Genomic DNA, 25,639 nt, shown 5'->3' with positions numbered 1-25,639 from the left:
CCCATGAACCCCTCCCCCACGACGCCCGGCGGCGTCGCGCCCGGAGCCGAACCGACGGCGGACGACGCGCCTGGGGCCGACGCCGCGCCCGTCGCACCCGCCACCGCCGGAATCCCCGACGATCTGCGCGCCGCGGCCCTGGACCGCCAGCGCAGGCTGCGTCAGGAGCCCCGCTTCCCCGGCGGCCCCGCGGCCGATCCGGCCGGCTCGCACCATGAGCGCCGGATCCGCAGCTTCCAGCCGCGCCGCAGCCGGGTCTCGCCCGGCCAGCAGGACGCCCTGGAGCGGCTCTGGCCGAAGTGGGGCCTGGACATCGACGGCCTGCGAGTCCTCGATCTGCCCGAGCTGTTCGACGGGCTGCCGGTGGTGCTGGAGATCGGCTTCGGCATGGGCGAGGCCACCGCCCAGATGGCCGCCGACGACCCGGGCACCGGCATCCTCGCCGTCGACGTGCACACCCCGGGCCAGGGCAATCTCCTCCGCCTCGCGGACCGGAACGGCATGTCCAACATCCGGGTCGCCAACGGTGACGCGATCATCCTGCTGCGGGAGATGCTGACGCCGGACTCGCTGGACGGGCTCCGGGTCTACTTCCCCGACCCCTGGCCCAAGTCCCGCCACCACAAGCGCCGGCTGATCCAGCCGGAGTTCCTCGACCTGGTGGCGCAGCGGCTGCGGCCCGGAGCGGTCCTGCACTGCGCGACCGACTGGGAGCCGTACGCCGAACAGATGCTGGAGGTGCTGACCGCGCACCCCCGCTTCGAGAACACGGCGGCGGACGGCGGCTACGCACCACGGCCCGCGTTCCGGCCGCTGACCCGGTTCGAGGGACAGGGCCTGGACAAGGGCCACGTCGTGCACGACCTGCTCTTCGCCCGCCACTGAGCAGAGCGGGGTGGGGTGGCGGACATACGCCATGGCCGTTGTCAGTCCACCTCGTTAGGGTCGTGGGGTGTCCGACGGTTCTGTCCAGCAGCAGCGGCAGTCGCAGCCGGCCGTCCCGGTGCTTGAGCAGCAGCGGGTCGGCGAGATCCTGGCTGCCGTGCCGGAGCGGGGCCAGTGGCGTTACCGGCCGCGGCGCGTCGGCATGCTGTGGCGGAGCAGGACGCTCCGTGTCGTCGCCGTCTTCACCGTGCTGGCCCTCTGCGGTCTGGTGATCCTCGCGCTGGTCCGCGACCAGACGGGCACTCAGGGATTCCTCGTCGGCCTGGGGCTGGCCGTTCTGCCGGTCCCGCTGCTGATGACGGCGTTCCGCTGGCTGGACCGGGTGGAGCCGGGCCCGTGGCGCAACATGCTGTTCGCCTTCGCCTGGGGTGCCTGCGCGGCCGCCCTCGTCGCGATCCTCGCGAACTCCTTCGCGACCCAGTGGATCGCCACGGCCACCGCCGACCCGGACAGTGCGGATACCCTCGGCGCCACGGTCATAGCGCCCGTCATCGAGGAGAGCGCCAAGGCCGCGGCCGTGCTGCTGCTCTTCCTGTTCCGAAGACGGGATTTCAACGGGATCGTCGACGGTGTGGTCGTCGCCGGCTTCGCCGCGACGGGCTTCGCCTTCACCGAGAACATCCTCTATCTGGGCAACGCCTTCGGCGAGGACCAGCAGCTGGGCTCGGGGTTCGTGTCGGTGACCGTCGCGACGTTCTTCGTACGGGCGGTGATGTCACCGTTCGCGCATCCGCTCTTCACCGTCATGACCGGCATCGGCTTCGGGATCGCCGCGAGCAGCGCATACCACCAGCGGTTCCGCCGCCTCGCGCTGCCGGTGCTCGGCCTGGTCCTGGCGATGGGCATGCACGCCCTGTGGAACGGCTCGTCGACGTTCGGCCCGTACGGTTTCTACGCGGTGTACGGCCTGTTCATGGTGCCGGCCTTCGGCCTGGTGACCTGGCTGGCGATCTGGTCCCGCCGGCGCGAGCTGCGCACCCTGGCCGTCGAGCTGCCCGTCTACGCCGCAGCCGGCTGGCTCTCCCCCGCCGAACCCCTCGCCCTGTCCTCGATGCGGGCCCGCGGCAGGGCCAGGGACGCGGCACGCCGGTGGGCGGCGGCAGCGGGAGGCGGCCCGTACGGCCGCCAGGGCTACGTACCGGCCCCGGTCACCGCCCAGGCCAGGGACCGGGCGAAGGCACAGGCCAAGGCGGCGGCCCGCGCGGTCGCCGAGTACGAGTCGTTCGCGACGTCACTGGCCTTTCTGCGCCGACAGGCCCGCCGCGGCACGGCGGGCCCGGACCTGGCCGAACGTGAGCTGGAGCTGCTGCACCACCTGTGGCAGCGCCGTGAGGTCGCCGGACCCGCCCTGGCGTACGCGGCGCAGGCGACGCGGCGCCCGCGCCCCCGGTTCACCCCTCAGGCGCCCCGGCCGTACCAGGGACACGGGGCGTACCAGGGACACGGGGCGTACCAGCCCCACGGCAGCCACGCCCCGCACCCGTACCCCGCGTATCCGCACCCCACGTATCCGCACGGCCAGCCCCCGCACGGCCAACCCCCGTACGGCCGGCCCCAGTACGGCCGGCCCCAGTACAGACAGCCGCCGTACGCGGGGCAGCCGTACGCGCAGCCCCCGTACGACGCGCCGCTCCAGGACCCGGCGCCCTACAGCCCTCCGGATCAGTACCCGGATCAGTACAGCTAGGCCGGCGAACGGTTCTAGGCGGATGCCTCGGTGAGCTCGGTCAGCTCCTGGTCCGTGAGCCGCAGATCGGCGACGGCCACCAGCGCGGGCAGCTGCTCGACCGTGCGGGCGGAGGCGATCGGGGCGGCGACGGTCGACTGGGCGGCCAGCCAGGCCAGCGCCACGGTCGCGATCTCGGCGTTCCGCTCCTGCGCCACCTTGTCGAGCGCGGCCAGGACCTTCCGTCCACGCTCCGACTCCAGGTGCTCGCCCGCCTTTCCGGCGCGTGCGCTGTCCACGGTCGTACCGGGGCGGTACTTGCCGGTGAGGAAGCCGGAGGCGAGGGCGGAGTACGGGACGGCGGCGAGCCCGGCACGCGCGGCGGTGTCCTGGAGCTCGCCCTCGTAGGTGTCCCTGGAAACGAGGTTGTAGTGCGGCTGCAGGGCCACGTAGCGGGCCAGTCCCTCGCGCTCGGAGAAGTCCAGCGAGGCGCGGAGCCGCTCCGGGCCGATGTTGGAGACGGCGATCTCGCGGACCTTGCCGTCCTTCACCAGCTGGTCCAGGGCGGTGATGATCTCCTCGACCGGGACCGTCTCGTCGTCGAAGTGCGTGTAGTAGAGATCGATGTGGTCGGTACCGAGGCGGCGCAGCGACTCCTCGGCCGCGGCCTTGATGGTGGCGGGGGAGAGTCCCTTGTACGAGGGGTGGGCGCCGACCTTGGTGGCCACGACGATGTCGGAACGGTTGCCCCGCGACGCGAGCCACTTGCCGATGAGGGTCTCCGACTCGCCGCCCTCGTTACCGGGGACCCAGGAGGAGTACGTGTCGGCGGTGTCGATGAAGTTGCCGCCGGCCGCCGCGTACGCGTCGAGCACGGCGAAGGACTGCGCCTCGTCGGCGGTCCAGCCGAAGACGTTGCCGCCGAGGGCGAGCGGGAAGACCTGCAGGCTGGACGATCCGAGCTTGCGGAGAGAAGTCATGGAGGGAACAACCCGTTCCCCCGCCTCCGCTATTCCGTGCCGTGTACAGCTACGGCAGCGGACCGGCAGCCCTGACGTCGGGGGGGAGCGTCAGGACTGCCGGGGTTCAGTCCGCTCAGACCGTCAGGCCACGGGCGCGCAGCCAGCTCATCGGGTCGATCCCGCTGCCGTCCGGGGTGTGGACCTCGAGGTGGAGGTGCGGGCCGGTCACGTTGCCGGTCGCGCCGACGCGCCCGATGGTGTCCCCGGTGGTGACCTTCTGGCCGACGCCGACACCGATCGAGGACTGGTGGCAGAACCACAGCTCCGTACCGTCGTCGAGCTCCAGGACCGTGCGGTAGCCGTAAGCACCGGACCAGCCTGCCGACTTGACGGTGCCGGTGTGGATGGCCTTGATCGGGGTACCTGTCGGAGCGGCGAAGTCGAGGCCCGTGTGGTAGCCGGAGGACCACATCGAACCGGCCTCGCCGAAGGTCGAGGTGATCGTGTACGAGGAGGTGGGGATGGCGTAGCCGGCGGCGAGCTTGGCGAGCCGAGCTGCCTCCGCCTTCTTCTTGGCCTCCGCCTCCGCCTTCTTCTTCGCGGCGGCGACCTTGGCCTCCGCGGCGTCCTGCTGCTTCTTCGCCTCGGTGGCCGCCTTCTCCGCGGCGTCCTTCTCCTGGGCCGCCTTGGCCTCCGCGTCGGCGGAGTCCTGCTGCTGCTCGGCCTGCTGGAGGATGCGGGCGCGGAGCGCCTCGCCGGCGTCCGTCGTGCCCTGCTCGGCCTCTGTGGTGGTGATGCCGGCCGTCGTCAGCGGGGCGGAGGCGGTCTCGGCCCCGGCCTTCTCCGCCTCGGAGCCGCTGGAGAACAGTGCGCCGACGCCCGGCAGGGACTTGGCCTCGGGGAGCTTGTCCGAGATGGCGTCGGGAAGGGAGATGGAGACCGGCGGCTTGCTCTGTGCGGAGGCCATGCCGCCCGCGCCGACGGCCGCGATGACACCGACGCCGAGAACGGTGGAGCTACGGGCGAGACCGTTGCGCTGCTTGGCGACGCGGTGCTTGCCGCGTACGGGGCGGACGGACTCCTCCGTGGGGTTCCATTCCTCCCACGCCTTGCCGGACTCGGCCTCTTCGGCAGGGAAGACGTTGCCGAACTCGCTGCCCCGATCGGTTCCGTAAGCGGTTCCGTAGTCGGTCCCGTAAACGGTTCCGTGGTGGGTGCCGTAGACGGCACCGGGCCCGGTTCCGAAGTCGTTTCCGAGTTCGGGTGCGAACCGGGAGGGGGCTTCGGGGGCAGGCTTGTTGGACGCCACTGGGGCGCACTCCTTTCCTTCCTTCTCGCCTACCGGGTTAGCTGACGGGTTCGGAGCAGGAAGGTCTCCTACGGGTCCCTCCGTCTCTCGACGAGACAGAGATGCCCGATTCACCCCATGTAGGTGGTTCCCCGGTTCCCTTGCGGAATTCGGCGCTCGCGCACGGTGCCGCCTCTGACGGCGGCTGGGACAACCGCGCTGCGTTATCGAACGTTAATAGACACACGGGTCCGATTCCAAGCCGTTCCAACTGATCATTCCCGTCTTTGGCCTGGACTTTACGGGACACAACCGGGTGGAATCGGACGAGTTGATCGCCCCTCAATCGTTATCTGTTTTCTGACGTTGCGTCAAATGTTATGCGGAGGGGTTCCTTACGGTTACGCACGGTGGCATCGGCCGCGCCTCCTCCCCCACTTCCCCGCGCACTCTCCCCCGTCCTCCCCTCCGCCTTCACCCGGCACCGCCCCCCAGACCCACGATCTTCACGGTCGTGCGCCGCTCCGGCTGACCCTCGGTGGGGCGCACGACCGCGAGCAGCGCCATGTCGTCGGTCGTCACCCCACCGGTGTGCAGCCGTACGTCATCGGTCAGCGCCGACAGCAGTTCCTCGGGACCCGGGAAGATCCGCCCGCGCAGCCGCTCCGCGGGGTCGTAGAAGACCCCGGCGGCGTCCCGGGCCTCGGAGAGGCCGTCCGTGTACAGGAGGAGCGTCGCCCCGGCGGGCAGCTCCCACTCGTCGGAGCGGTCCGGCCACACGCCCAGGTCCATCCCCAGGGGCAGCGCGGGCAGCGTGGGCCGCAGCACCTCCAGCGCCCCGTCCGAGTGCAGCAGCAGCGGTTCGGGGTGGCCGCGGTTGACGATCCGCACCCGGGTCGCCCCCGGCGGGATCTCGGCCAGGACGGCGGTGATGAACCCCTCGACCGCGTCGAGGCCGCCCCTTCTGCTCGATTCCCGCGCCAGCGCACGCTCCAGCCGCTGAGCCACCCCCTCCAGCGACCGCTCCTGCTCGGCGGCCTCCCGGAACGCGCCGATGATCACCGCCACCGCCTCGACCGCGTCCAGCCCCTTGCCGCGCACGTCCCCGACCACCAGCCGCACCCCGTACGGGGTGTCCGTGACCGAGAACAGGTCGCCGCCGACGAACTCGTCCGCCTGCGCCGCCTCGTACCGCGCGGCCACGTACAGTCCGCCGATCCGGTCGGACGGCGTCGGCAGCACCGCGCGCATGGCGGTCTCCGCGATGACCCGCGCGGACGCCAGCTGCTCGTTGCTGCGCCGCACGACGCCGTTGATGAAGACCGCGAGCACGGAGACGGTGAAGACCGTGAGGAGCTCGATGGACGGCACGACCTGGAACAGGGAGCCGTGGTAGAGCCGCAGCGCCGCGATGGCCACCAGCGAGGCGGCTCCGACCCGGATGGTGCCCGCCAGCGAGAAGAACGGCGCGGCGATCAGCGGGGCCGCGGCGAAGAGCGGGACAGCCGTGAAGGCGGGCGGGGTGAAGAAGTCGAACACCAATGCGATGACGATCACCAGGCCGGGCAGCGCCCGGACGAGCCGGCGGTTCCGGACCTCGTCGGTGCGCCTCCCCCGCCGCTGCTCCCGCTTCCCCACCTGTGCTCTCCCGCCCGGTGCGCTCAGGGCCGCGGACGGTACCGCGCACCACCCCCAGACTTCCCGGACCACGGGCGGAGGTCTACTCCTCGACGGCCAGTGGGAGTAGGTGCGCGGCGCGGGTCGCACCGGCCGTGGGCCGATGGCCCGGCGAACATACACATGCACAAACGAACGAGACCCGGCACGCTGTGCGTGCCGGGTCTCGTTCTTCAGTAGCGGGGACAGGATTTGAACCTGCGACCTCTGGGTTATGAGCCCAGCGAGCTACCGAGCTGCTCCACCCCGCGTCGGTAAACACAACTCTACGGCATGTTCGACGCACTCGTGACCACCCCGCGCACGCTCCCCCTGCTCCCCGTCCGCCTCACCCGCGCCCTCCCCTCTCCCCGCCCCCTCGCTCCCCTCTCCCCGCCCGCGACCGTCCTCCCGACGGAACGCGCCAGGAACGCCAACGTGTCGAAATTGAGAAGGTGTTGCGAGGAACACGTGTTCTGCCGCAAGGTATCTGCTGCATCCCCCGGACCGGTGGGCTGCCCGTGCGAGCAGACCCGGGGCCGCGCGCTTCACCGTGCCCCGCGAACCGCTCCCGGTCTCTCATCGCAGCCTGTCTGGAGGGCCTCCGCCGATGACCGCACCGCTCACTCCCGCCCCCGTCCCCGTGTCCGCCCCCGCGGCCACTCCGGCCTCACCGCTGCGCGGTGCCGTCATCAGCGGCGTGATCGGTGGAGCGATCGGGGCGGTGATGAGTGCGGGAGTCAATTACGCGATCTTCGGAATGCCGGACAGCGAATCGGTCAACGCGGTCAACCACGCGGCATCCGGCCTGGTCAGCGGGTTCCTCGCGGGCTTCATAGGAATCCTCGCGCACCACCGGAAGGTCACGTCGGCCGCGCGTGCGGAGGCGGCGGCGAAGGCGGCCGCGCCCCCGGTCGCCGTACCGGAGCCGTAGCCCTAGCCGGAGTCGGAGCCGTACCCGGGACCGGGACCGTGTCATTCCGCGTCGGCGATCCGGGGCGTCCGGTCCCGGTCCGGGCCTTCTTCCTGGTCCTGGTCCCGGTTGCGCATGTCGCGGTCCGCGGTCGCGCCCGTGTCCGTGCCGCGCTGGAGCGACTGAAGGAGCGCCAGCCCCTGGCCGACGACGCCCGCCGCCATCTCGTTGACACCGTCGGTGCCGTTGAGCACGGTGAGGCTGGCTCCCGACATCCCGCGGGCGGCCGCGTCGGCCAGCGCCGGCAGGTTCTCCACGATGCGGTTGGCCGCGATGAGTTCCTGGTTGCCTTCCCGCAGCGAGACCGCGCGGGCCGTGTTGGGGTACGCCTGGGCGAGGGCCCGTTCGGCGTACGCGCTTCCGTCCGCCTCGAACTTCACCCGCCGGGCGAGGGGCGAAATGCGGTGGTATGAATTATTTCGTATTCACCCGTTCGACGCGGCTCCCTGGAGTGGACGATGGACGACTACCCGCTGCTCAACCTCTTCTGGACCATGCTCTGGTTCTTCCTCTGGATCATGTGGATGTTCCTTCTCTTCCGCGTCATCATGGACATCTTCCGCAGCGACGACCTGGGCGGACTGGCCAAGGCCGCTTGGCTGATCCTGACCCTGGTGCTGCCGTACCTGGGCGTCCTGATCTACGTCATCGTCCGCGGTAAATCCATGGGGACGCGCGACGCGAAGGACGCCAGGGAGCGGGACGCGGCCTTCAAGGCGTACGTGCGGGACGCGGCGGGCACGGATACCCCGGGCGGTGCGACGAGGAGCAACCACGTCGAGGACCTGACGAGACTCGCCGAGCTCAAGGACAAGGGCGCGATCACGGACGAGGAGTACCTGCAGGCGAAGACGAAGCTCCTCGTCTGACCCCCGGGTGCCGCACGGCCGACTCCCACTCCTGCCGGGTGGGGCCGTCGAATCCGGGTGCGAAGTCCGGATGGTCGGCCAGCCAGCACGCCAGGCGGGCGCGGACCTCCTCGGTGCCGTACGCCTGCTCGGCGGGCTGGACGAGATGACGGATCCGGGACCGCGCCCGCATGACCACCGGGTCGTCCCAGGAGCAGGCGGACAGGGCGGCCCTCTCGCGGGCCTCGGCGGTCGGCGGCCGCGCCGGGGCCTGCGCGGGGCTGCTGAGCCGGGCCTCGTTGGCCCGGTCCATGGCGACCTGGGTGTCGAACCACGGGCGCAGCGCCCGCCCGGTCCAGCGGTGGTACTCCCCGGCGAACGACGCGGGGTCGTCCCCGGCGGCGGTGGCCCGCCGGGCCACCCACTGGGCCGCGCGGAGGGCCAGCGCCACTCCCTGCCCCACGGTGGGGTTGGTGTACGTGGCCGCGTCCCCGATCCCGACCAGCCCGGTGACCACGGGCCCGGCCGCGTCCGCGAGCCCGGTCCAGCGGTTGTCCAGGCCCCCCATCGCGAGCACCCCGGAGATCGCCTCGGGCCGCAGGTCCAGCCACGCCGCGACAGCGGGGAACGTCCGGGCGACCCGTTCGAAGACCGCGGGGTCCCGGAGCGCGCCCCGGGTGGGATCGGCGACGGACACGGTGAGGGACACCGCGAAGGTGCCGTTGTCGGACGGGAAGACCCCGCCCACCGCGAAGGCCGCCACCGAACCCGCCTTGACGCGCCCCGGATTTCGCGGCCCGTCCGGGCGCAGCCGGTACCAGCGGCAGACGTACGCGATCCCCGTGCGGTGGTGCTCCACGACCGCGTCCCGGCAGCCCGCCCCGGACAGCCAGCCCGTCACCGGGGAGCGGCGCCCGCCGGCATCGACGACCAGATCCGCGCCGTGCCGCCCCGACGCGGACCGCACCCCCGTGACCCGTGGGACGTCGCCGTGCCGGTCGAGGGCGAGCCCTTCGGCGGGCTCCCCGAGGCGCATGTCGATCCCCGGCTCGCGGTGCACCGCGTCGTGCAGGGCGGCTTCGAGGACGATGCGGCGGGTCTGGACCGTGACCAGGTCCTCGTCACCGGGCCGGGCGGGCGGAGGCTCGGCGAACCACTCCAGCTCGTTGCGCTCCACGGCCCCCATGCGCAGCATCGCGTCATACACGTCCGGGGCCTCCGCGCGCAGGACGGTACGGACCGGGGCCAGCAGCCCGTGCGGCTGGTTCGCCTGCGGCACTCCGGGACGGCGCCGGCCGAAGAAGTCCGCGTCGAGATCGGTCCCCGGCCTACGGCCGTCCCGCTCCAGCACGGTGACCGAATGCCCCCGACGCGCCAGGAACAGCGCGGCGGCCAGTCCGCCGATCCCCCCACCGATCACCACGACCCGTGTCAACGCGGCTCCCTCCGGGCGCTGTTGGACATCAACGGTAGCCCGAGGTCCGCTCCAACACCCACGACCAAGCGGTGCACACCCTCGCTCGGACGCTCCCTGCGGTGCGGGACAGCGGGGAGCGCGCCAACCCGATGCCCTGCCGGAACGCACTGCCACACGCATGACGATGCGCGCCATGTCTCATCGCCACCGCCCCAAGTCGCGCATGACGAGCGCCCCACCCACTGGCTGATGCCGGGGCGCGGCGCTTCATCGCGTCCATGGTCAGCCGAGCGCGTCGATGGCCTTCACGATCAGGGCGCGCGCGTCAGCCCCGTACACGGCCATGCCCCTCAGCTGCTCGAAGGCGGCAAGGTAGAGCGCGATCTCGCTGGGCTGCGTGATGTTCACCTGCGCGGACAGGAGCTCGACGGAGACGAGGGTGTCGTCGTAGATGTGGAACGTCTCCTGCGGCCAGAGCGCCCGTTCCCGCGTAGCCATGGGGATGATGCCCAGCGAGACGGCCGGCATTGCCCCGACGGTCAGCAGGTGGCCAAGCTGGGCCGCCGCCGCTTCGGCGGTCCCGAGCTGGTAGTAGAGCACCGACTCCTCGATGAGGAGCAGGCACCGGTGCCCCGGTTCGTGGATCACCCGGGAGCGCTCGACCCTGGCCTCGGCTGCCTCGGTTCCGTCGTCGGGGATGTCGAGAAGTCGGGCGTTCTTGCTGAGCAGTGCACCGGCGTAGCCCACGGTCTGAACAAGACCGGGCACGAGCGTCGGCGAGTACACGCGGAACACGCGGGTCGACCGGTAGAGCTGCACGTAGCTGTCCTGCAACTGCCTCAGCCCGGTACGGACCCGGCGCCGCCACTCGGTGTAGAGCGTCTCTGCGTGCCGGGATGCTGCGATCAGATCGTCCGCACGGGTCGACGCCTGGCAGGTGTCGCACCAGTCGCGGATGTCCCGGACCGAGGGGGGTGTCTTCGCGTTCTCGATCCTGGACGTCTTCGCGTGGTGCCAGCCGCACTTGGCGGCGAGCTGGGTGACGGTCAGGCCGGCGTCCTGTCGGAGCTCGCGAAGCTGCCGGGCCACGCCCTCGCGGGCGGCTTGGGCCGAGGACGACGGTGAGATGGGCATGCGGGTGCGGTGCTTCCTGTCAGAGGAGGTTGTACTGGTCGTGCGGTACGGCCCGGTCCCACACAGCCTCGAATGCGTCTGCGCATTGCTTCACGATGTGGGGCTCGGTGCGGAGCTCAAGTCCGGGTTCGGTCCAGTTGCCTTCGCCGGTGAAGTGGTTGAAGAGCAACGTCTGTCCGTCGAAGATCCACAGATCGTTGCCGGGAAGCATGAGGTCCGAGGCGAGACGGCGGGGCAGCCAACGGACCTGCTCCCCGGCGTGGATGTTGACGGGGGTGCCGGCGTACTCGTAGCGGATGTAGTCGGTGACTGGCTCGGAGACGACCCGGGCCCGGCGCACAGTGACGCCGCGTGCGGTCGCGGTCTGGATGAGGTCGACCCAGGGCGCCCAGTACGCGGATGCCGGGTCGGCGTCCCGGTCCCCGGTGCGCTTCCAGTGATCGAAGTCGTCGGCCTCGTCGCCGACTCCGTAGGCGTCACGCATCTCCAGGTGAACGGCGGACTGCTGGGCTTCGGTGAGGAGTTCGCTAAAGCTGACGTTCGGCGGCATCGCATGCCTCCCTCAGCGCCGGCACCATACGGGCCGGAACGCGGATGACGGCCTCATGGTCGGGGATGCCGTGTGCGTGGCCGGGTGCGGTGTTGTGGGCGCACTCTTCGAGGGTCGCCTCATCGGCCTTGTAACTCTGCATCACGATGTCCCGATTCTCAGGGTCCACCCACACCGTGGGAGATCCGCTCTGCCCTGTGTCCGGGTCGATCCCGATGAACTCTAAGTTCACTGCTGCCTCCGGCGTTAGGTCGGTGCGCTGATGTGCACCAACCTGAACGCCCCGGCATCCGTAGTCAAGACCCAGTATCGTCCGACCGCAACCACCAGAGGGCATCTGTGCACACCTGTGCACATCACTGGCGTCCACGCACGAACCGTCCCTACGGTCAGCCGTATTCACCGGCCGACGGCAGGTGAGCACACTCGACACCGAGGTCTGGGCCGGACCCTGCTGTGCAAGCTCCCCCCTGACTCCCGTTCGCGCTGGTGCACCCGTAACCCGGCGCGAACGGGCCCCGCAAGTCCGTTGCACCACCTACGTGCAGGAGGAATTGCCACGATGAGCACAGTCGTTCGGCAGCAGACGCGCACCCGCGACCCGCAGACCATCCTCAACGCCGTCCAGCCACACATCCACCACCTCACCGTCAACGTGACCGACGGCGGCACCGTCTGGGAGCGGGAGATCGCACTCCTTCTCCGCGACAACACCATGGTCCGCAACATGGCCGAGCGCATCCTCGCGAACGCCGTGATGTACACGATCACGGCCATGGAGCACCCCGACGTACACCTCGGCGTCGGGAAGATCGTGGACATCGGCGTGCACCAGCTCATCCTCGACACGCCCGTGTACTTCGCCCTGTGCGACGCCTACAACGGCGGCCAGTACAAGCACCACGCCCCGTTCATCGAGCGCCGTAGCGACGGCCTGTGCCTGAGGACCGCGGACTTCCTGCAGTCCAACGGTTTCGACGTCGACGGCGAACTCTGGGCCATCGACGGCGCGAACTGCTCGCCGTGCGACAGCAAGGTCCCCGACAGTCACTGACCGCTCCCAGGCCGCCTCTGCCCTTCTCCCCCGAGGCGGGCAGGGGCTTCGCCTGCTCCCGCCCATGGAGGTCATTCCGTGCCCGCACGCCACGACATCGCAGCCGAGACCGAACTCTGGGACACCTACGCGGGCAGCGCCTTCAAGGAGGACATGCCGCCGGTGTTCAACTGGACTCAGTACGCCGGTCACGGCCCGGGGGCCGAAGTGCTCGGCGAGCCCCGCTCGGTGCTGGAGATCGGTTGCGGTACGGGCCGCGCGCTGGCGTACCTCGCCGAGCGCGGCGTCCACGCGACCGGTGTGGATCTCTCGTCCGTCATGGTGAAGAAGACCACGGAGCGCTGGGGACCCGCGGGCGTGGACTTCGTCTGTGCGGAGGTACTCGATCACCTCCGCGACAGCCCGCAGAAGTACGACGCCATCTACTCGGTCTTCGGCGCTGTGTGGTTCACCGACCCGGCCAGGCTCCTCCCGCTCCTTGCCGAGCGGCTCGAACCTGGCGGCGTCCTGGCGTTTTCTCACCCGCCGGCCATCCCCGGCGCCTATGGCCCGCAGGGCATGTACAAGGGCGGCTTCGCCGGAAAGGCGATGTTCACCTACCGCTACAGCTACACGCCCCGCCGGTGGAAGGGCCTCCTCGAACGCCACGGATTCCGCGACGTCGAGGCCCGCATCATCGACGCACCCGAGCCCGGACACATCGGCACGCTACTCGTCCGCGCCCACAGGTAGTCCGCCGCCGCAGTGAGCCCCGACCGCCCCTGCGATCGGGGCTCGGCCATGTCGTGATCGTTTGCGGGTTCGATGGAGCATCGCTGGAGCATGCACCCGAGATGATCTGGAACACGAGGAAGCCCCAGGCCGGAATCAAGCTCTGACCTGGGGCTTAGGGGTAGGCCGTGTGGGACTCGAACCCACAACCAACGGATTAAAAGTCCGCTGCTCTGCCAATTGAGCTAACGGCCCTCGGCGAATCACCCCCGAGCATAGCCCGCCGCGACCCGGCCGCCGATCGGGTATCGGTTGCCGGGCCCCGTCATCGTGGTGGCGGCCCCGCTCAGCGAGGTGTATTGCGGTTGATCGTGCGCTTGTGATCCGGATTGAGGAACCAGTGGCGGGCCGAGGCCAGCCACCAGGTGGCGGCGAAGCCGAGGACCACCAGGACGGCGATCGGGGCGTAGTTGAAGGTTTCCCAGGTGACGGGTGAGACCTGGGGCAGCATGAAGAGCACCGTGATGACCGCCACCCAGACCACCGCGACGATGCCGATGGGACGGGACCAGCGGCCCAGGTGCCAGGGGCCCCGCCGGAAGTCGTCGCCGCGCAGGAGGCGGAGCAGCGTGGGGATGACGTAGGCGATGTAGAGGCCGATCACCGCGATGGAGGTGACGGCCGCGTACGCGGTGACGTTGATCAGGTACGGGAGGCCCAGGACCAGCGCCCCGATGGCGGCCAGCCAGACCGCCGCCACGGGGGTGCGGGTGCGGGGGCTGACCGTGTGCCAGACGTGGGAGAACGGGAGGGCGCCGTCCCGGGAGAAGGCGTAGATCATCCGGCTGTTGGCGGTCACGGACGCCATGCCGCAGAAGAGCTGGGCGCCGATCACCACCAGGAGCAGCAGCTTGCCCGTGGTGGCGCCCAGGGCGTCCAGGAGGATCTGGGCGGGCGGGGCGCCGGTCGGGGAGGCCAGGGCCCCGTCGTAGGACTGGATGGCGAAGGTGAAGCCGAGGAGGAGGACGAGGCCGGCGATCCAGGAGGTCCAGATCGACTGGACGATGCCGCGCGGCCCGGCCGTCGCCGCGTCGTGCGTCTCCTCCGTCATGTGGGCGGAGGCGTCGTACCCGGTGAAGGTGTACTGGGCCATCAGCAGCCCGATCATCACGACGTAGAAGCCGCTGCCCCAGCCGGTGTTGTTCACGAACTCCGTGAAGACGAACGACGCGGACTGGTGGGAGTCCGGTACGAAGGTCAGCGCGCCGACGATGACCGCGACGCCGCCCACGTGCCACCACACGCTGACGCTGTTGAGGATCGCGACGATCCGTACCCCGAAGGTGTTCAGCAGGCCGTGCAGGAACAGGATCGCGGCGAAGAGGAGGATCGTGCGGCCGGGCGTGATCCGGAAGTCGAACTGGAGGTTCAGGTAGGCCCCCAGGAACGACGCCGCCCCGAAGTCGATCCCGGCGGTCACCGCGACCTGGCCCAGCACGTTGAACCAGCCGGTGAACCACGCCCACGCCGCCGCCGAACGCGGCGGGGCCAGCCGGTGGGCCCAGAAGTACAGGCCCGCGGACGTCGGGTACGCCGAACAGATCTCGGCCATCGCGAGGCCGACGAACAGCGTCATCAGGCCGACGCCGACCCAGCCCCAGGTGATCAGGACCGGGCCGCCGGTGTTCATGCCGAACAGGTAGAGCGTCAGGCAGCCGGAGAGCACCGAGATGATCGTGAACGAGACCGCGTAGTTGGAGAACGCCGACATCCGGCGGGCCAGCACCTGCGTGTAGCCGAGTTCGGCGAGCCGCTCCTCGTCCGAGCCGGACGGACCAGATGGACCGGACGGACCGGACGGACCGGACGGACCGGACGGACCGGACGGACCGGACGGACCGGACGGACCGGACGGACCGGGAGTTTCGGACGGGGCACCACTCGGATTGTTTGTCATGCCCCCAGCGATTCCCTCGCCGGGGGCACGACATGCACCGGTCGCCGCCCCCTCGGGGCTGGAGCCCGTCAGCCCCTCAGAAGATCCCCTTGTACGTCCACCCCGTGGCGATCTGCGTACGGGACCCGAACGAGCCCTTGCCGTTGCCGTTGTTGCGGTACAGCTTCCCGGCCTTGTCGCGTACGACGAGGTCGTTCCTGCCGTCGCCGCTCAGGTCGCCGACGCCCACCATCAGGTTGTACGAGCTCCCCCAGTCCGAGAACACCTTCACCCTCGGCGCGAAGCTGCCGTTGCCCAGGCCGTCGTAACGCCACAGGCCGCCCTTGCGGTCATGGCCGAGCAGGTCGGGACGGCCGTCACCCGTGATGTCGCCGACACCCGTGATCTGGGCGTACGTCTTCCAGTTGGTGAAGATCCTGGCCTTCGGCGCGAACTTCCCGCCGGCCACGCCCGCGTAGAAGTACATGTCGCCGGTGGACGTCTGCCGGGCCACGAGATCGGCCCGGCCGTCCCCGTTCAGATCGCCGGGCGAGGTCAGCACGTCGTACTGCTGCCAGCCCCCGCCGATCACGGTGTGGCTGCCGCCCGGCGTGTACCCCGAGTTGCCGCAGCGGCCGGCGTACTGGCGCAGTTCGCCGCCCGGCATCCGCACGATCAGTTCGGAGCAGCGGTCGCTACCGGTGTCCGCGAGCGGCACGGCGAGCGTGCCGGCGGGCCAGCCGGTCCCGGTGATCTTCCCGTCGAACGTGCCCGGGGCCCCCTTCCCGAACTGGACGGTCATCCCACCGGAGGAGTTGAGGGTGACCAGGTCTCCGATGCTGTACCGGCCCTGGTCGTGGAAGCCCGCCTTGCCGCCGCCCACCCCGATGGAGCCGCTGGTGGTGTACGTCCCTGACCCGTCCTCGGCCCTCGCGTTCAGGGTCCAGGTGTGCCGGCCGTTGCCTGTGTATCCGCCCGCGTCCGTCCGGCCGTTCCAGGCGACGTCCGCCTCGGTGCCGGATCCGGTGCCCTTGAGGGTACGTACCGTGCGGCCGGTCCAGTCCTTGACGGTGTACGTCCAGGTGACGGGCTTGTTGAACTGCCAGGTGCTGAGCCACGCCTCCAGGCCGTTCACGCCCTTGAGGTCGATGGAGGTGCCGCCGACGTCGGAGGCGATCTTCGCGAGGGGCTGCGCGGGCACGCCGCTGGGCACGATGTGGACGGAGTTCGCGGCATCGACGTACGCGATGTCCCCGCCGAACCTGTCCACCGCCCAGGTCAGCCGGCGCTCGTCGGTTGTCTTCCCCGCCGCCAGGTCGGCCACCGCACGGGGAGCCGCGGCCTTGCCCGTGTGGAAGTCGGTCAGCAGCAGCTTCCCGGTGGTCCTGTCGTGCCGGACGAGGTATCCGTCACCGACGAGGGCGGGCCCCGACGGCACGGTGAACGACTTCTTCGCCGTCCGGTCGTACACCCCGGCCGCACCGGTCGTCCCGCAGTTCCAGTAGACCCAGCGCCCGACCGCGCGCACCTCCTTGATCACACAGGCGGTGCCGGTGGCGGCCGTCTCCACGACCTTGTTCTTCCCGATGTCGGTCGCGGTGAGCGCGCCCTTGGCGGAAGTCGCCGCCCACAGCGAGGTGCCCCAGACGGAGGCGGCGGTGGCGTCGCGGACGAGGGGGGCGGGGGTCGCGTAGTAGCTCGGGTACATGCCGGCCCGCTGCTTGACGGGCGAGCCGCCGTTGACGACCCAGGCGCGGGCTGTCAGGTCCACGATCTTCGCGGTGCCCTCGGGGTAGCGGACATCGCCCCCGTTGTACGAGTTCCCCGGCCCCCAGAACTGGACGCTCTCGGTGCCGGCGTTGTCGCCGTTGACGAACACGACACCGAAGTGCCCGTGCCCCGAGGCCACCAGTTCCACGCAGGAGCCCATGTCGCAGGGCACCGTCCTGAAGTGCGCGCCATTGGCCAGGGCCCCGGCGTACGCCCGGCCCTCCCGCGCCCCCACGGTCGTGCCGTCGGCGGACACCTGGCGTTCGTAGATCATCGCGTCACCACTGGGGCTCCGCTCGGCCGTGACCAGCCGCCCACCGGCGAAGTCGAGACCGCGGACCCCGGTGGTCGCCACGGTGGCCGGAGCCCCGGCGCCGGCCGCCAGGGGCACGAATCCCGCCCCGATTCCAAGTGCCGCCGTCATCGCGACAGCACCGCGTACAACAGTGTGGCGTCTCACGCCCAGCCCCTTCCGGGAACTACCGAAGAGCATGAGGAGGACGCGGCAGAGTGCCGCGGTCTGTGCGAAGTGTGAAAGCCCCCCGGCCCTGACCCCTCATGCGAGTGGGCCGACTTTAACAGCATCCGCACAGGTGGTGACAGGAGATTCGAACCCGTTCAAAGAAACAGGGCCCGCACACCACCGAAGTGATGTGCGGGCCCTGCTCAGCAGTCAGGCGATCGGACGATCAGCCGTTGCGCTTCCAGCGCGGCTTGTCGTCGCGGCGGCCGAAGGAGCCGGTGCTCGTGCCGGTTCCCGTGGAGCGGTGGTCGTCACGACGGCCGGTCGGACGGTCGTTGCCGCCCGAGCGGAAGCCGCCGGAGGGACGGTCGTCACGGTTGAACGGGCGGTCGCCGCCACCGGAGCGGAAGCCACCGGACGGGCGCTCGTCACGACGGTCACGGTTGAACGCCGGACGGTCGTTGTCACGGCTGAAGCCACCGGCCGGGCGGTCGTTGTCGCGACGCTCGAAGGGGCGGCCGCCACGGTCGTCACGACGGTCGCCGCCACCGGAGCGGAAACCGCCCGAGGGACGCTCGTCGCGACGGTCACGGTTGAACGCCGGACGGTCGTTGTCACGACGCTCGAAAGAACGGCCGCCACGGTCGTCACGACGGTCGCCGCCACCGGAGCGGAAACCGCCACCGACGGGACGGTCCTCGCGACGGTCGTTGCTGCCGCGGAACGACGGGCGGTCGCTGCTGCCGCGGTAGCCGTTGCTGCCGGCGGGACGCCCACTGCGCTCGCCGGTACGGTCGTTGCCGCCGCGGTAGCCACCACGGTCGCCGCCGCGGTTGTCCCGGCGCTCGAAGTTGCCGCGGTCGTCGCGACGCTCCTCGCGCGCGGCCTGCTGCTCCGGCACGGAAGCGGCGGCCAGGAGTGCGGCCTCCGCCTCCGCGGCGACCTCGGCCACCGCTGCCTCGGGGTCGTCGCCCCGCTCGCGCGCCGCACGGGCGACCAGGCGGTCGGCCTCCTCGCGCAGCTCCACGGCACGGCGCTGGATGCGCTCGAGCTGCTTGGTCAGGTCGGCGGCCTCGCGCTCGGCCTGCTTGGCGGCGTTGTTCGCGGAGTCGGCCTGGACCTCGGTGAGCGAACGGGCACCGGTGATCTCGGCGACCTCGGGCTCGAAGACGCCCGCGCCCTGGACGATGTGGCGCGAGGCGTCGACGCCCGCGTCCTCCATCAGGCGGAAGATCTGACGACGCTGGTGCGGCAGCGCCAGCGAGACCACGACACCGGACTTGCCGGCACGGGCGGTACGGCCCGAGCGGTGCAGGTAGTCCTTGTGGTCGCCGGCCGGGTCCACGTTCAGGACCAGGTCGATGCCGTCGACGTGGATACCGCGCGCCGCGACGTCGGTCGCGACCAGCGCGTTGACGAAGCCCTTCTTGAAGTCCTCGAGAACGCGGGTACGGGCGCCCTGGGTCATGCCGCCGTGCAGCGCGTCCGCCTTGACGCCCGCCTCGACGAGCTGCTCGGCGATGCGGTCGGCGCCCAGCTGGGTGCGGACGAAGATGATCGTGCGGCCCTTGCGGGCGGCGATGGCGGAGGTGACCGGCGCCTTGTCCTTCGGCTTCACGACGAGGACGTGGTGCGACATGGTCGAGACGTTGCCCTGGGCGGAGTCGACCTCGTGGGTGACCGGGTTGCTCAGGTAGCGCTTGACCAGGGTGCCGATCTCGTTCTCCATGGTGGCGGAGAAGAGCATCCGCTGGCCGCCACCGGGGATCTGGTCGAGCAGCTCGGTGACCTCGGGCAGGAAGCCCAGGTCGGACATCTGGTCGGCCTCGTCGAGGACGGCGACCTGGACGTTCTCCAGGGAGCAGGCGCCCCGGTTGATGATGTCGCGCAGCCGGCCCGGGGTGGCGACGAGGACGTCGACACCGCGCTCCAGCGCGTAGATCTGGTTGCCCATCGACGTACCGCCGCAGACGACCTTCATCTTCAGGCCGAGCACGTCGCCGTACGGCTGCAGCGCGTCCGCGACCTGCATCGCGAGCTCACGCGTCGGGGTCAGGATGATCGCGCGGGGCTTCTTCTTCTCGGTGTGACCGCCGGACAGCGAGGCCAGCGTCGGCAGACCGAAGGAGAGGGTCTTGCCGGAGCCGGTACGGCCGCGGCCGAGGATGTCCTTTCCGGCCAGGGCGTCCGGAATGGTCGCTGCCTGGATCGGGAAGGGCGCGGTCACGCCGTTCTGCGCGAGCTTGCGGACGATGCCGTCGGGCAGGCCCAGGCTGGCGAACGTGACGGTCGGCTCGGCGTCCGCCTCGTCGGCGGCGGAGTCGGTGTCCGTGTCGGCGTCGGCCTGCGGGGCGTCGAAGACGCTCTGCTCGGCCTTCTCGGCCTCCGGGGCGGCCTTCTCGGCCTGGGGGGCCGCGCTCTCGGCCTGCGGAGCGTCGGCGTCGGCCTGGGGGGCCGCGATGTAGTCCTTGATGGAGACGGCGGACTCGGCGACTACGGCCTCTGCGGCCTCGACGAGCTCGTCGTTCTCGATGTTCTCGGGCAGCACGGTGTGGTCAGAACTAGAAATTGACATGCGAAATGCGAAACCTTCCGGAGTCTCGGCACGCGCCCGTAACTCCGTGTTTTCGCAATTTCGACCGCCTCAATGCGGTCCAGCCACGGCAAGGGAGAGTACGCGCCACACGGCGCTCTTCTGTGTCGGCGCCGGGCAATGGATCAAACGATCTACTACCATACGCACTCATCCCCGTATCGCGCAAACCGGCCCCCCGACGACCACCCCGTCAAGCCGGTCCCACCTGCGGCGATGCCTCCGGAGTCCGCATCTCGTCCACGTTGTCCAGCGCACCCATCGCGTCCGTACGAAGCTGCGCGGCGGGCGACGCCGAAGGCACCTCCGGCGGCTCCGAGGGCTGCGGCTCGGGCTCCGGCGGAGCCGACGGCTCGGGGGCCTGCGGTTCGGACGGAGCCGGGGGGTCCGGCCGCTGCGGGACCCCGGGCTCCGACGACGGGGGCGGCGGCGCCGGCATCCGGCCGATCCGGACCCGACCGGGCTCCGCGGACCCCGTGCCGGGGCTGCCCGAGGGCTTCGCGGAGGCGCTCGGGGCGCCGGACTCGGCCGCCTCCCGCTCCGAGTGCGCCTCGGCACCGGCGGTACGGGCCCGGCCGGTACCGGCCACGGTGGAGCCGTCGGGGCCGGCCGTCGACCCCTCCGGTGCGGCGGACCGCGAGGGTGCCGGTTTCCCGCCGCCGTCGCCGACGCTCATACAGCCTGTGGACGCGGCGATCGTCACAACGGTGACGGCCGCCCAGCGGACGGGGACAGGGACGGACAACTGGCGCACGGGGCACCTCCGGGAGCACGAAGAGGGACGAGGCGGTACGGAAACGAGCCGGGGAGCGCTGTGCCCAACTCCCGCCGCCCCGCCGGGGACACGCCCCCGGCCCCGGCCCGCACACCTCATTCACACCTGAGGGTCTACGTCAGGCACCGGCCCCGCGAGCCCCCGGCACGATCCGGACCACAGGCCCCGGCCGCCCCGCCCCTCACCCGTAACCGAGCGCGTGGAGCCTCTCGTCGTCGATGCCGAAGTGGTGGGCGATCTCATGGACGACGGTGATCTCCGTCTCGGCGACGACGCGCTCGCGCGACTCGCACATCCGCAGCGTCGGCCCCCGGTAGATGGTGATCCGGTCCGGCAGCACGCCCGCGTACCACTCACCGCGCTCGGTCAGCGGCGTGCCCTCGTAGAGCCCGAGCAGATCCGGATCATCGGCTTCCGGTTCGTCCTCGACGAAGACCGCGACGTTGTCCATCAGCCGGGTCAGCTCCGGCGGGATCCGGTCCAGGGCCTCGCCGACCAGTTCCTCGAACTCTTCCCGCGTCATCTCCAGCACCCCGTCATTGTCACGTACCGGGGCCGGATGTGCCCCGAGGTGCCCGGAGCGCATACCTGCCCGCGGACCGGGGCACAGTCGCCCAATGGCCCGCGACCCGTTCCGTGCCGCAGCAGCCCGTGTCCGCCGCCTCCGCGTCCGCCGCGCCGGCGGCGCGCTCGTCGCCCCGCCGCGCCCGTTCGTCCGCGCGCTGGGTCTGGTCACCGTCGTGCTGTTCGGCGCCTGGCTCGGGCTGCTGGCCGTCGGCAGCGTCCGTACGACCGTCGGCCCGATGGACACGACGATGACCCTGCGCCCCTCGCTCAGCGGCGGCACCAAGATCAACGTGTCGCCGCTCGGCGCCCTGGAACTGGACTCGCACCGCGCCCCGGTCCGGCTCGACGTCGACGTCGACCGCCTCGACCCGGTCCGCTCCGAGGCCCTGGTCCAGCACCCCGAACGGCTGTCGGGCCTGGAGGACGAGGTGACCGGCGACGTCGCCGCCGGCACCCGTGAGCTCGCCCTGCGCTCCTGCGTCGCGGTCGTCTCCGGAGCCACCGCACTGGGCCTCGCGGTCTACCGCAGGCCCCGCCGCGCCCTCGCGGCCGGCGGGCTCGCCCTCTCGCTGCTGGCCGCCTCCGGGGTCAGCGCGTACGCCACCTGGAACCCGAAGTCGGTCCTGGAGCCCCGGTTCTCCGGCCTGCTCTCCAGCGCCCCCTCCGTCGTCGGCGACGCCCGCTCGATCGTCAGCGACTTCGACGTCTACCAGCGAGAGCTGGCCCGGCTGGTCACCAACGTCACCAAGCTGTACGACGCCACCTCGACGCTCCCCGTCTACAGCCCGGACCCCGCCACGCTCCGCGTCCTGCACGTCTCCGACGTCCATCTGAACCCCGCGGCCTGGCACATCATCGGCTCGCTCGTCGAGCAGTACGACATCGACGTGATCATCGACTCGGGCGACACGACGGACCACGGCGCCGCCGTCGAGAACAACTTCCTCGACCCGGTCAGCGATCTGGGCGCCCCCTACGTCTGGGTCCGCGGCAACCACGACTCCGCGACCACCCAGAAGTACCTGGAGCACGCCGAACGGTTCAAGAACGTGCACGTGCTGGACGAGGGCCGGGCGGTGAACGTCGGCGGGCTGCGGGTCGCGGGCATGGGGGACCCGGAGTTCACCCCGGACCGCACCGGCCCCGCACAGGCCGAGGACGTCGAACGGACGGCGGGCCTGCGGCTGGCGACCGCCCTGCGCGACCAGCAGCGCGCCGGCACCCCGGTCGACATAGCCGTCACCCATGAGCCGGCGGCGGCCCGGGAGACGGACGGCACGGTCCCGCTCGTACTGGCCGGGCATGTGCACCACCGGCAGAACGAGGTGATGAAGCGCGGCACCCGGCTGAAGGTCGAGGGCTCCACGGGCGGCGGCGGGCTGCGCGCCGTACAGAACAAGAAGCCGGAACAGGTGCTCGCGTCCGTGCTCTACCTGGACCGCTCCACCCGGCGCCTGCAGGCCTGGGACGAGATCACCCTGGGTGGGCTCGGCCTGACGACGGCCGAGGTCAGCCGCCATCTCCCGGAGGAGAAACCGGCCCTCCCGACGCCGCTCCCGACGGCTCCCACGACGTCCCGGTAAACCGTTTTGGCGATAGCTGCCGCCATCCCATATGCTTCTGACGTCCCCGACGCGCTGGGAAAGCGCGCAGGTGGGCCCTTAGCCCTCATCGTCTAGTGGCCCAGGACGCCGCCCTTTCAAGGCGGTAGCACGGGTTCGAATCCCGTTGGGGGCACGCTAAAACGTGTGCGAGACTCGTCTCGCACATAGCTTGGTCCTGTGGAGCAGTTTGGAGTGCTCGCCACCCTGTCAAGGTGGAGGCCGCGGGTTCAAATCCCGTCAGGACCGCTGCAGCCCGTACGAGCTGCGTGGCTGGGTAGCTCAGTTGGTACGAGCGATCGCCTGAAAAGCGATAGGTCGCCGGTTCGATCCCGGCCCCAGCCACCACCCGAAGGCCCCGTCCGGTGGACGGGGCCTTCGCCGTGTCAGGCATCCTCCCGGTCGGCGGTGTTCAGCTCGTCCGCGGCCTCCGCACGGCGGCGCCGCCCGGCCCGTACCGCGAGCATCAGCAGCACCACGGCCACCACCGCGACCAGCATCACCGCGTCCGGCACATGCTCGCCGACGCCCTGGGCCCACTGCTCCACGGCGAACGACTGGTCCACGTCCAGCAGTCCCGGCAGCGCGGTCGTCCCGTCGTACACCAGGAACATGGCGCCGAGCCCGATGAAGAAGAGCCCCGACAGCAGCGACGTGGTGTGCAGCTCGAAGCGGCCGAGCCGCACGACCCGCCCGCGCAGCCACGCGCGGCGGCCCAGCTCGAACCGTTCCCAGAGCAGCGCGAGCAGGAAGAGCGGCACCGCCATGCCCAGGGCGTAGACGGCGAGCAGCAGTCCCCCGTACGCCGGGCTGCCGCTGACGGCCGCCACGGTCAGCACGCTCCCGAGGATCGGCCCCGCGCAGAATCCGGCCAGTCCGTAGACCGCGCCGAGCGCGTAGACCGATACGGCGGTGGTGGGACGGATCCGGCCGCTGAGGGCGGCGATCCGCCGCGAGGCGAAGCCGAGACCGACGATCTGGGCGACGCCGAGCACGATGATCAGCCAGCCCGCGCCGAGAACGAGGGCGTCGCGGTGGCTGTAGAAGAGCCGTCCGGCATACGAACCCGCCGCGCCCAGCGGGACGAGGGTGGTGGCCAGGCCCGCGTAGAAGATCCCGGTCCGGGCGAGGAGCCGTGAGGTGGAGTTGATGGAGTACGCGAAGAAGGCGGGGAGCAGCAGGGCGCTGCACGGGCTGAGCAGCGCCAGCAGTCCGCCGAGGAGTGCGGCGAAGTAGCCGATCCCGGCCGTCACTTCGTCGCGCCCGCGGAGCCCGTGCTGCCGGGGGACGGCTCGGCGCCCTTGGCGTCCTCGCCCGCGCCGCCGGCGTTCTTCGCCTGCTCCGCCGCCTGCTCGATGGCGTCGACGAAGGTCTGCGTCGACTGTGCTCCGGCGAGCGGGCGGCCGTTGATCAGGAAGGACGGGGTGGACGTCGCGCCGATTCCGTACCCCTGCTCCTGGTCCTTGCTCACCGCGGCCGCGGAAGCCGCGCCGTCCGTGTCGGCCTGGAAGCGGTCCAGGTCGGCCACTCCCGCCTGCTGGGCGAGCGCCTTCAGCCGGTCCTTGCCGAACCCCTTCTCCTTGACCCCTTCGGCGTACGCGGCGCTGTGGAACTGCCAGAAGCGCCCCTGCTGTCCGGCGGCCCAGGAGGCGCGCGCCGCGGTCTCCGACTCGGCGCCGAAGATCGGGAAGTTGCGCCACTCGATGCGCAGGGTTCCGTTGTCGACGTACTTCTTCACCAGGGCGGGTTCGGTGTCGCGGGCGAACTTCGCGCAGTAGCCGCACTTGAAGTCGGCGTACTCGATGAGGACGACGGGCGCGTCGGGGCGGCCCTGTGCCAGCTTGTCGCCGGCGTCGCGCCTGGCCAGCTTCGCCAGTTCGGGGTAGACGCCGGCCTCCGGGTCCGCGCTGACGTCGGCGACCGCGGAGGAGCCGGAGCCCGGGGAGTCGGGGGCGGTGGCCCGGTAGGAGACGTAACCGAGCAGGGCCGCGGCCACCACGATCCCGGCGCCGTAGACGAGTGGCTTCCTGGACCTGGCGGCCTTGTTCGGCCTGCCGGTCGTACGGGACTTCGGGGACGGCTTGGACATGGGCTTGGACATGCGGAACTCCGTGCTGGCGATGCGGGCGGGGTGAGGGAACGGCCGTGGGGACGCGGGCCGTCTACACCCTCAGTACGGAGAGCTCCACCGGAGAGGGCGCGGTCGCGTCGGGCCCGCGCAGCGCCGTCGGAGCGGGCGGCCGGACCGGCCCCGGCCCGGTGGCGACGGGCAGGCCCCATTCGGCGAGGCCCGGCGCCTGGTCCTGGGCCGTACGGGACCGGGCGGGAACGGCTGGTTCGCTGCCCTGGCGCTTCCCGCCCCTGCCGCAGCCCGGAATCCCGTCCCCGCTGTCCGCGGTGACCGTCACGACCGGCACCGGGTCCTGGGCGGATACGTGGACGGATGCCGGGCCGGATACCGGGGACGGCGCAACGGCCGCCGCCGGGACCGCCGCGGCGGCTGCCGTCCGGGCCACCGCCGACTGTCCGCAGAACAGCCCGAGGACCACCGCGAGGGCCGCCACCAGGCAGCACCACTGCGAACGGGTCACGGGCGGCCGGCCTTCCTGCGGGCTGTTCCGCGGACGGGGTTCACGGGGGTTCAACTGTCCGGAATGGTACGTGCTGTGATCGCGCCGCCCCCCACCGTGCCGACTCCGTGACCGAGCCCGCGGGAAATACGTTCGCCGT

Annotated in this window: 23 protein-coding genes, 5 tRNA genes and 1 riboswitch; of the genes, 10 read left to right on the top strand and 18 right to left on the bottom strand. The window is 71.1% G+C overall.

What is annotated here, in order from left to right:
* Positions 1-3 precede the first annotated feature (3 nt).
* Positions 4-885, top strand: coding sequence for a tRNA (guanosine(46)-N7)-methyltransferase TrmB (gene trmB / locus ACIQM0_RS36210; RefSeq protein ID WP_401294954.1), 882 nt, complete (start codon positions 4-6; stop codon positions 883-885).
* 67 nt (positions 886-952) lie between these two features.
* Complete coding sequence (locus tag ACIQM0_RS36205) at positions 953-2,632, top strand: PrsW family glutamic-type intramembrane protease (protein ID WP_401294931.1); 1,680 nt, start codon at positions 953-955, stop codon at positions 2,630-2,632.
* 14 nt (positions 2,633-2,646) lie between these two features.
* Here the strand turns inward: ACIQM0_RS36205 and ACIQM0_RS36200 are convergent, their stop codons facing one another.
* The 4 genes from ACIQM0_RS36200 to ACIQM0_RS36185 form a co-directional block, all read right to left on the bottom strand.
* Entirely contained in the window at positions 2,647-3,591 is a 945-nt protein-coding gene (locus tag ACIQM0_RS36200; protein ID WP_401294929.1) for an aldo/keto reductase, read from the bottom strand.
* A 115-nt stretch (positions 3,592-3,706) separates the two neighbouring features.
* Complete coding sequence (locus tag ACIQM0_RS36195) at positions 3,707-4,882, bottom strand: M23 family metallopeptidase (protein ID WP_401294927.1); 1,176 nt, start codon at positions 4,880-4,882, stop codon at positions 3,707-3,709.
* An 11-nt stretch (positions 4,883-4,893) separates the two neighbouring features.
* A riboswitch (cyclic di-AMP (ydaO/yuaA leader) is annotated at positions 4,894-5,047 on the bottom strand.
* Between the two features lie 288 nt (positions 5,048-5,335).
* Positions 5,336-6,499 carry a PP2C family protein-serine/threonine phosphatase gene (locus ACIQM0_RS36190; protein WP_401294925.1) on the bottom strand — a complete coding sequence of 388 codons (1,164 nt, stop codon included), beginning with the start codon at positions 6,497-6,499 and terminating at the stop codon, positions 5,336-5,338.
* Positions 6,500-6,715: 216 nt separating this feature from the next.
* Positions 6,716-6,789, bottom strand: a tRNA-Met gene (locus tag ACIQM0_RS36185).
* Positions 6,790-7,127: 338 nt separating this feature from the next.
* Here ACIQM0_RS36185 and ACIQM0_RS36180 point away from each other — a divergent pair.
* A complete protein-coding gene (locus ACIQM0_RS36180) occupies positions 7,128-7,451 on the top strand; it encodes a hypothetical protein (protein WP_401294923.1) in 324 nt (107 codons plus the stop codon).
* 41 nt (positions 7,452-7,492) lie between these two features.
* Here the strand turns inward: ACIQM0_RS36180 and ACIQM0_RS36175 are convergent, their stop codons facing one another.
* Positions 7,493-7,870 carry a hypothetical protein gene (locus ACIQM0_RS36175; RefSeq protein WP_401294921.1) on the bottom strand — a complete coding sequence of 126 codons (378 nt, stop codon included), beginning with the start codon at positions 7,868-7,870 and terminating at the stop codon, positions 7,493-7,495.
* Positions 7,871-7,948: 78 nt separating this feature from the next.
* Here ACIQM0_RS36175 and ACIQM0_RS36170 point away from each other — a divergent pair, with 78 nt between their 5' ends.
* On the top strand, positions 7,949-8,359 hold the full coding sequence (locus ACIQM0_RS36170; RefSeq protein ID WP_401294919.1) for an SHOCT domain-containing protein: 411 nt from the start codon (positions 7,949-7,951) through the stop codon (positions 8,357-8,359).
* On the opposite strand, the gene ACIQM0_RS36165 is transcribed toward ACIQM0_RS36170, so the two are convergent.
* From ACIQM0_RS36165 to ACIQM0_RS36150, 4 genes are all read right to left on the bottom strand, one after another.
* Entirely contained in the window at positions 8,313-9,773 is a 1,461-nt protein-coding gene (locus ACIQM0_RS36165; protein ID WP_401294917.1) for an NAD(P)/FAD-dependent oxidoreductase, read from the bottom strand. The two genes, ACIQM0_RS36170 and ACIQM0_RS36165, sit on opposite strands and share 47 nt — an antisense overlap.
* Positions 9,774-10,037: 264 nt before the next feature.
* The gene (locus ACIQM0_RS36160; RefSeq protein WP_401294915.1) at positions 10,038-10,889 is read right to left on the bottom strand and encodes a helix-turn-helix domain-containing protein; all 852 of its coding nucleotides are present in this window, start codon (positions 10,887-10,889) and stop codon (positions 10,038-10,040) included.
* Between the two features lie 19 nt (positions 10,890-10,908).
* Positions 10,909-11,439 (bottom strand): DUF6879 family protein, encoded by a 531-nt coding sequence (locus tag ACIQM0_RS36155; RefSeq protein WP_401294913.1) that lies wholly within the window; start codon positions 11,437-11,439, stop codon positions 10,909-10,911.
* Positions 11,417-11,671 (bottom strand): hypothetical protein, encoded by a 255-nt coding sequence (locus tag ACIQM0_RS36150; RefSeq protein ID WP_401294952.1) that lies wholly within the window; start codon positions 11,669-11,671, stop codon positions 11,417-11,419. The genes ACIQM0_RS36155 and ACIQM0_RS36150 overlap by 23 nt, the downstream gene beginning before the upstream one ends.
* Before the next feature lie 330 nt (positions 11,672-12,001).
* On the opposite strand from ACIQM0_RS36150, the gene ACIQM0_RS36145 reads away from it, so the two are divergent.
* Both ACIQM0_RS36145 and ACIQM0_RS36140 read left to right on the top strand, forming a co-directional pair.
* Positions 12,002-12,493: a hypothetical protein gene (locus tag ACIQM0_RS36145; protein ID WP_401294911.1), complete on the top strand. Its 492-nt coding sequence runs from the start codon at positions 12,002-12,004 to the stop codon at positions 12,491-12,493.
* A gap of 78 nt (positions 12,494-12,571) precedes the next feature.
* Positions 12,572-13,225, top strand: a complete 654-nt coding sequence (locus tag ACIQM0_RS36140) for a class I SAM-dependent DNA methyltransferase (protein ID WP_401294909.1) — start codon at positions 12,572-12,574, stop codon at positions 13,223-13,225.
* Positions 13,226-13,386: 161 nt separating this feature from the next.
* On the opposite strand, the gene ACIQM0_RS36135 is transcribed toward ACIQM0_RS36140, so the two are convergent.
* The 6 genes from ACIQM0_RS36135 to ACIQM0_RS36110 all read right to left on the bottom strand — a co-directional run bounded on the left by ACIQM0_RS36135 (position 13,387) and on the right by ACIQM0_RS36110 (position 21,273).
* A tRNA-Lys gene (locus ACIQM0_RS36135) sits at positions 13,387-13,459 on the bottom strand.
* A 91-nt stretch (positions 13,460-13,550) separates the two neighbouring features.
* Positions 13,551-15,161: an amino acid permease gene (locus tag ACIQM0_RS36130; protein ID WP_401294907.1), complete on the bottom strand. Its 1,611-nt coding sequence runs from the start codon at positions 15,159-15,161 to the stop codon at positions 13,551-13,553.
* A 76-nt stretch (positions 15,162-15,237) separates the two neighbouring features.
* The gene (locus tag ACIQM0_RS36125) at positions 15,238-17,334 is read right to left on the bottom strand and encodes an FG-GAP repeat domain-containing protein (protein WP_401294905.1); all 2,097 of its coding nucleotides are present in this window, start codon (positions 17,332-17,334) and stop codon (positions 15,238-15,240) included.
* A gap of 265 nt (positions 17,335-17,599) precedes the next feature.
* Positions 17,600-19,948 (bottom strand): DEAD/DEAH box helicase, encoded by a 2,349-nt coding sequence (locus ACIQM0_RS36120; RefSeq protein ID WP_401294903.1) that lies wholly within the window; start codon positions 19,946-19,948, stop codon positions 17,600-17,602.
* A gap of 211 nt (positions 19,949-20,159) precedes the next feature.
* Entirely contained in the window at positions 20,160-20,720 is a 561-nt protein-coding gene (locus tag ACIQM0_RS36115) for a hypothetical protein (protein WP_401294901.1), read from the bottom strand.
* A gap of 202 nt (positions 20,721-20,922) precedes the next feature.
* Entirely contained in the window at positions 20,923-21,273 is a 351-nt protein-coding gene (locus tag ACIQM0_RS36110; protein ID WP_311304231.1) for a metallopeptidase family protein, read from the bottom strand.
* A gap of 85 nt (positions 21,274-21,358) precedes the next feature.
* On the opposite strand from ACIQM0_RS36110, the gene ACIQM0_RS36105 reads away from it, so the two are divergent.
* The 4 genes from ACIQM0_RS36105 (at position 21,359) to ACIQM0_RS36090 (ending at position 23,257) form a co-directional block, all read left to right on the top strand.
* Positions 21,359-22,891, top strand: coding sequence for a metallophosphoesterase (locus ACIQM0_RS36105; RefSeq protein ID WP_401294899.1), 1,533 nt, complete (start codon positions 21,359-21,361; stop codon positions 22,889-22,891).
* 81 nt (positions 22,892-22,972) lie between these two features.
* Positions 22,973-23,045: transfer RNA gene (locus tag ACIQM0_RS36100), tRNA-Glu, on the top strand.
* A gap of 38 nt (positions 23,046-23,083) precedes the next feature.
* A tRNA-Asp gene (locus ACIQM0_RS36095) sits at positions 23,084-23,158 on the top strand.
* 22 nt (positions 23,159-23,180) lie between these two features.
* Positions 23,181-23,257, top strand: a tRNA-Phe gene (locus tag ACIQM0_RS36090).
* Positions 23,258-23,295: 38 nt separating this feature from the next.
* Here the strand turns inward: ACIQM0_RS36090 and ACIQM0_RS36085 are convergent.
* The 3 genes from ACIQM0_RS36085 to ACIQM0_RS36075 form a co-directional block, all read right to left on the bottom strand.
* The gene (locus tag ACIQM0_RS36085) at positions 23,296-24,162 is read right to left on the bottom strand and encodes a cytochrome c biogenesis CcdA family protein (RefSeq protein ID WP_401294897.1); all 867 of its coding nucleotides are present in this window, start codon (positions 24,160-24,162) and stop codon (positions 23,296-23,298) included.
* Positions 24,159-25,010 carry a DsbA family protein gene (locus tag ACIQM0_RS36080; protein ID WP_401294895.1) on the bottom strand — a complete coding sequence of 284 codons (852 nt, stop codon included), beginning with the start codon at positions 25,008-25,010 and terminating at the stop codon, positions 24,159-24,161. Before ACIQM0_RS36080 ends, ACIQM0_RS36085 begins: the two co-directional genes overlap by 4 nt.
* Positions 25,011-25,071: 61 nt before the next feature.
* Entirely contained in the window at positions 25,072-25,500 is a 429-nt protein-coding gene (locus ACIQM0_RS36075; protein WP_401294893.1) for a hypothetical protein, read from the bottom strand.
* Positions 25,501-25,639: the final 139 nt, after the last annotated feature.

Origin of the sequence: Streptomyces sp. NPDC091387, from assembly GCF_044756945.1 — a bacterium.
In the GTDB taxonomy this organism is placed as follows: Bacteria; Actinomycetota; Actinomycetes; order Streptomycetales; family Streptomycetaceae; genus Streptomyces.
Note: the sequence above shows the minus strand (reverse complement) of the source record. Positions and strands in the feature narration are given on the sequence as shown.

Bases quoted from the DNA above. Each gene is read 5' to 3' on its own strand.
- trmB (WP_401294954.1), top strand. From the start codon at position 4: ATGAACCCCTCCCCCACGACGCCCGGCGGCGTCGCGCCCGGAGCCGAA.
- ACIQM0_RS36200 (WP_401294929.1), bottom strand. From the start codon at position 3,591: ATGACTTCTCTCCGCAAGCTCGGATCGTCCAGCCTGCAGGTCTTCCCG.
- ACIQM0_RS36180 (WP_401294923.1), top strand. From the start codon at position 7,128: ATGACCGCACCGCTCACTCCCGCCCCCGTCCCCGTGTCCGCCCCCGCG.
- ACIQM0_RS36170 (WP_401294919.1), top strand. From the start codon at position 7,949: ATGGACGACTACCCGCTGCTCAACCTCTTCTGGACCATGCTCTGGTTC.
- ACIQM0_RS36160 (WP_401294915.1), bottom strand. From the start codon at position 10,889: ATGCCCATCTCACCGTCGTCCTCGGCCCAAGCCGCCCGCGAGGGCGTG.
- ACIQM0_RS36155 (WP_401294913.1), bottom strand. From the start codon at position 11,439: ATGCCGCCGAACGTCAGCTTTAGCGAACTCCTCACCGAAGCCCAGCAG.
- ACIQM0_RS36145 (WP_401294911.1), top strand. From the start codon at position 12,002: ATGAGCACAGTCGTTCGGCAGCAGACGCGCACCCGCGACCCGCAGACC.
- ACIQM0_RS36130 (WP_401294907.1), bottom strand. From the start codon at position 15,161: ATGACAAACAATCCGAGTGGTGCCCCGTCCGAAACTCCCGGTCCGTCC.
- ACIQM0_RS36125 (WP_401294905.1), bottom strand. From the start codon at position 17,334: ATGACGGCGGCACTTGGAATCGGGGCGGGATTCGTGCCCCTGGCGGCC.
- ACIQM0_RS36120 (WP_401294903.1), bottom strand. From the start codon at position 19,948: ATGTCAATTTCTAGTTCTGACCACACCGTGCTGCCCGAGAACATCGAG.
- ACIQM0_RS36105 (WP_401294899.1), top strand. From the start codon at position 21,359: ATGGCCCGCGACCCGTTCCGTGCCGCAGCAGCCCGTGTCCGCCGCCTC.
- ACIQM0_RS36080 (WP_401294895.1), bottom strand. From the start codon at position 25,010: ATGTCCAAGCCCATGTCCAAGCCGTCCCCGAAGTCCCGTACGACCGGC.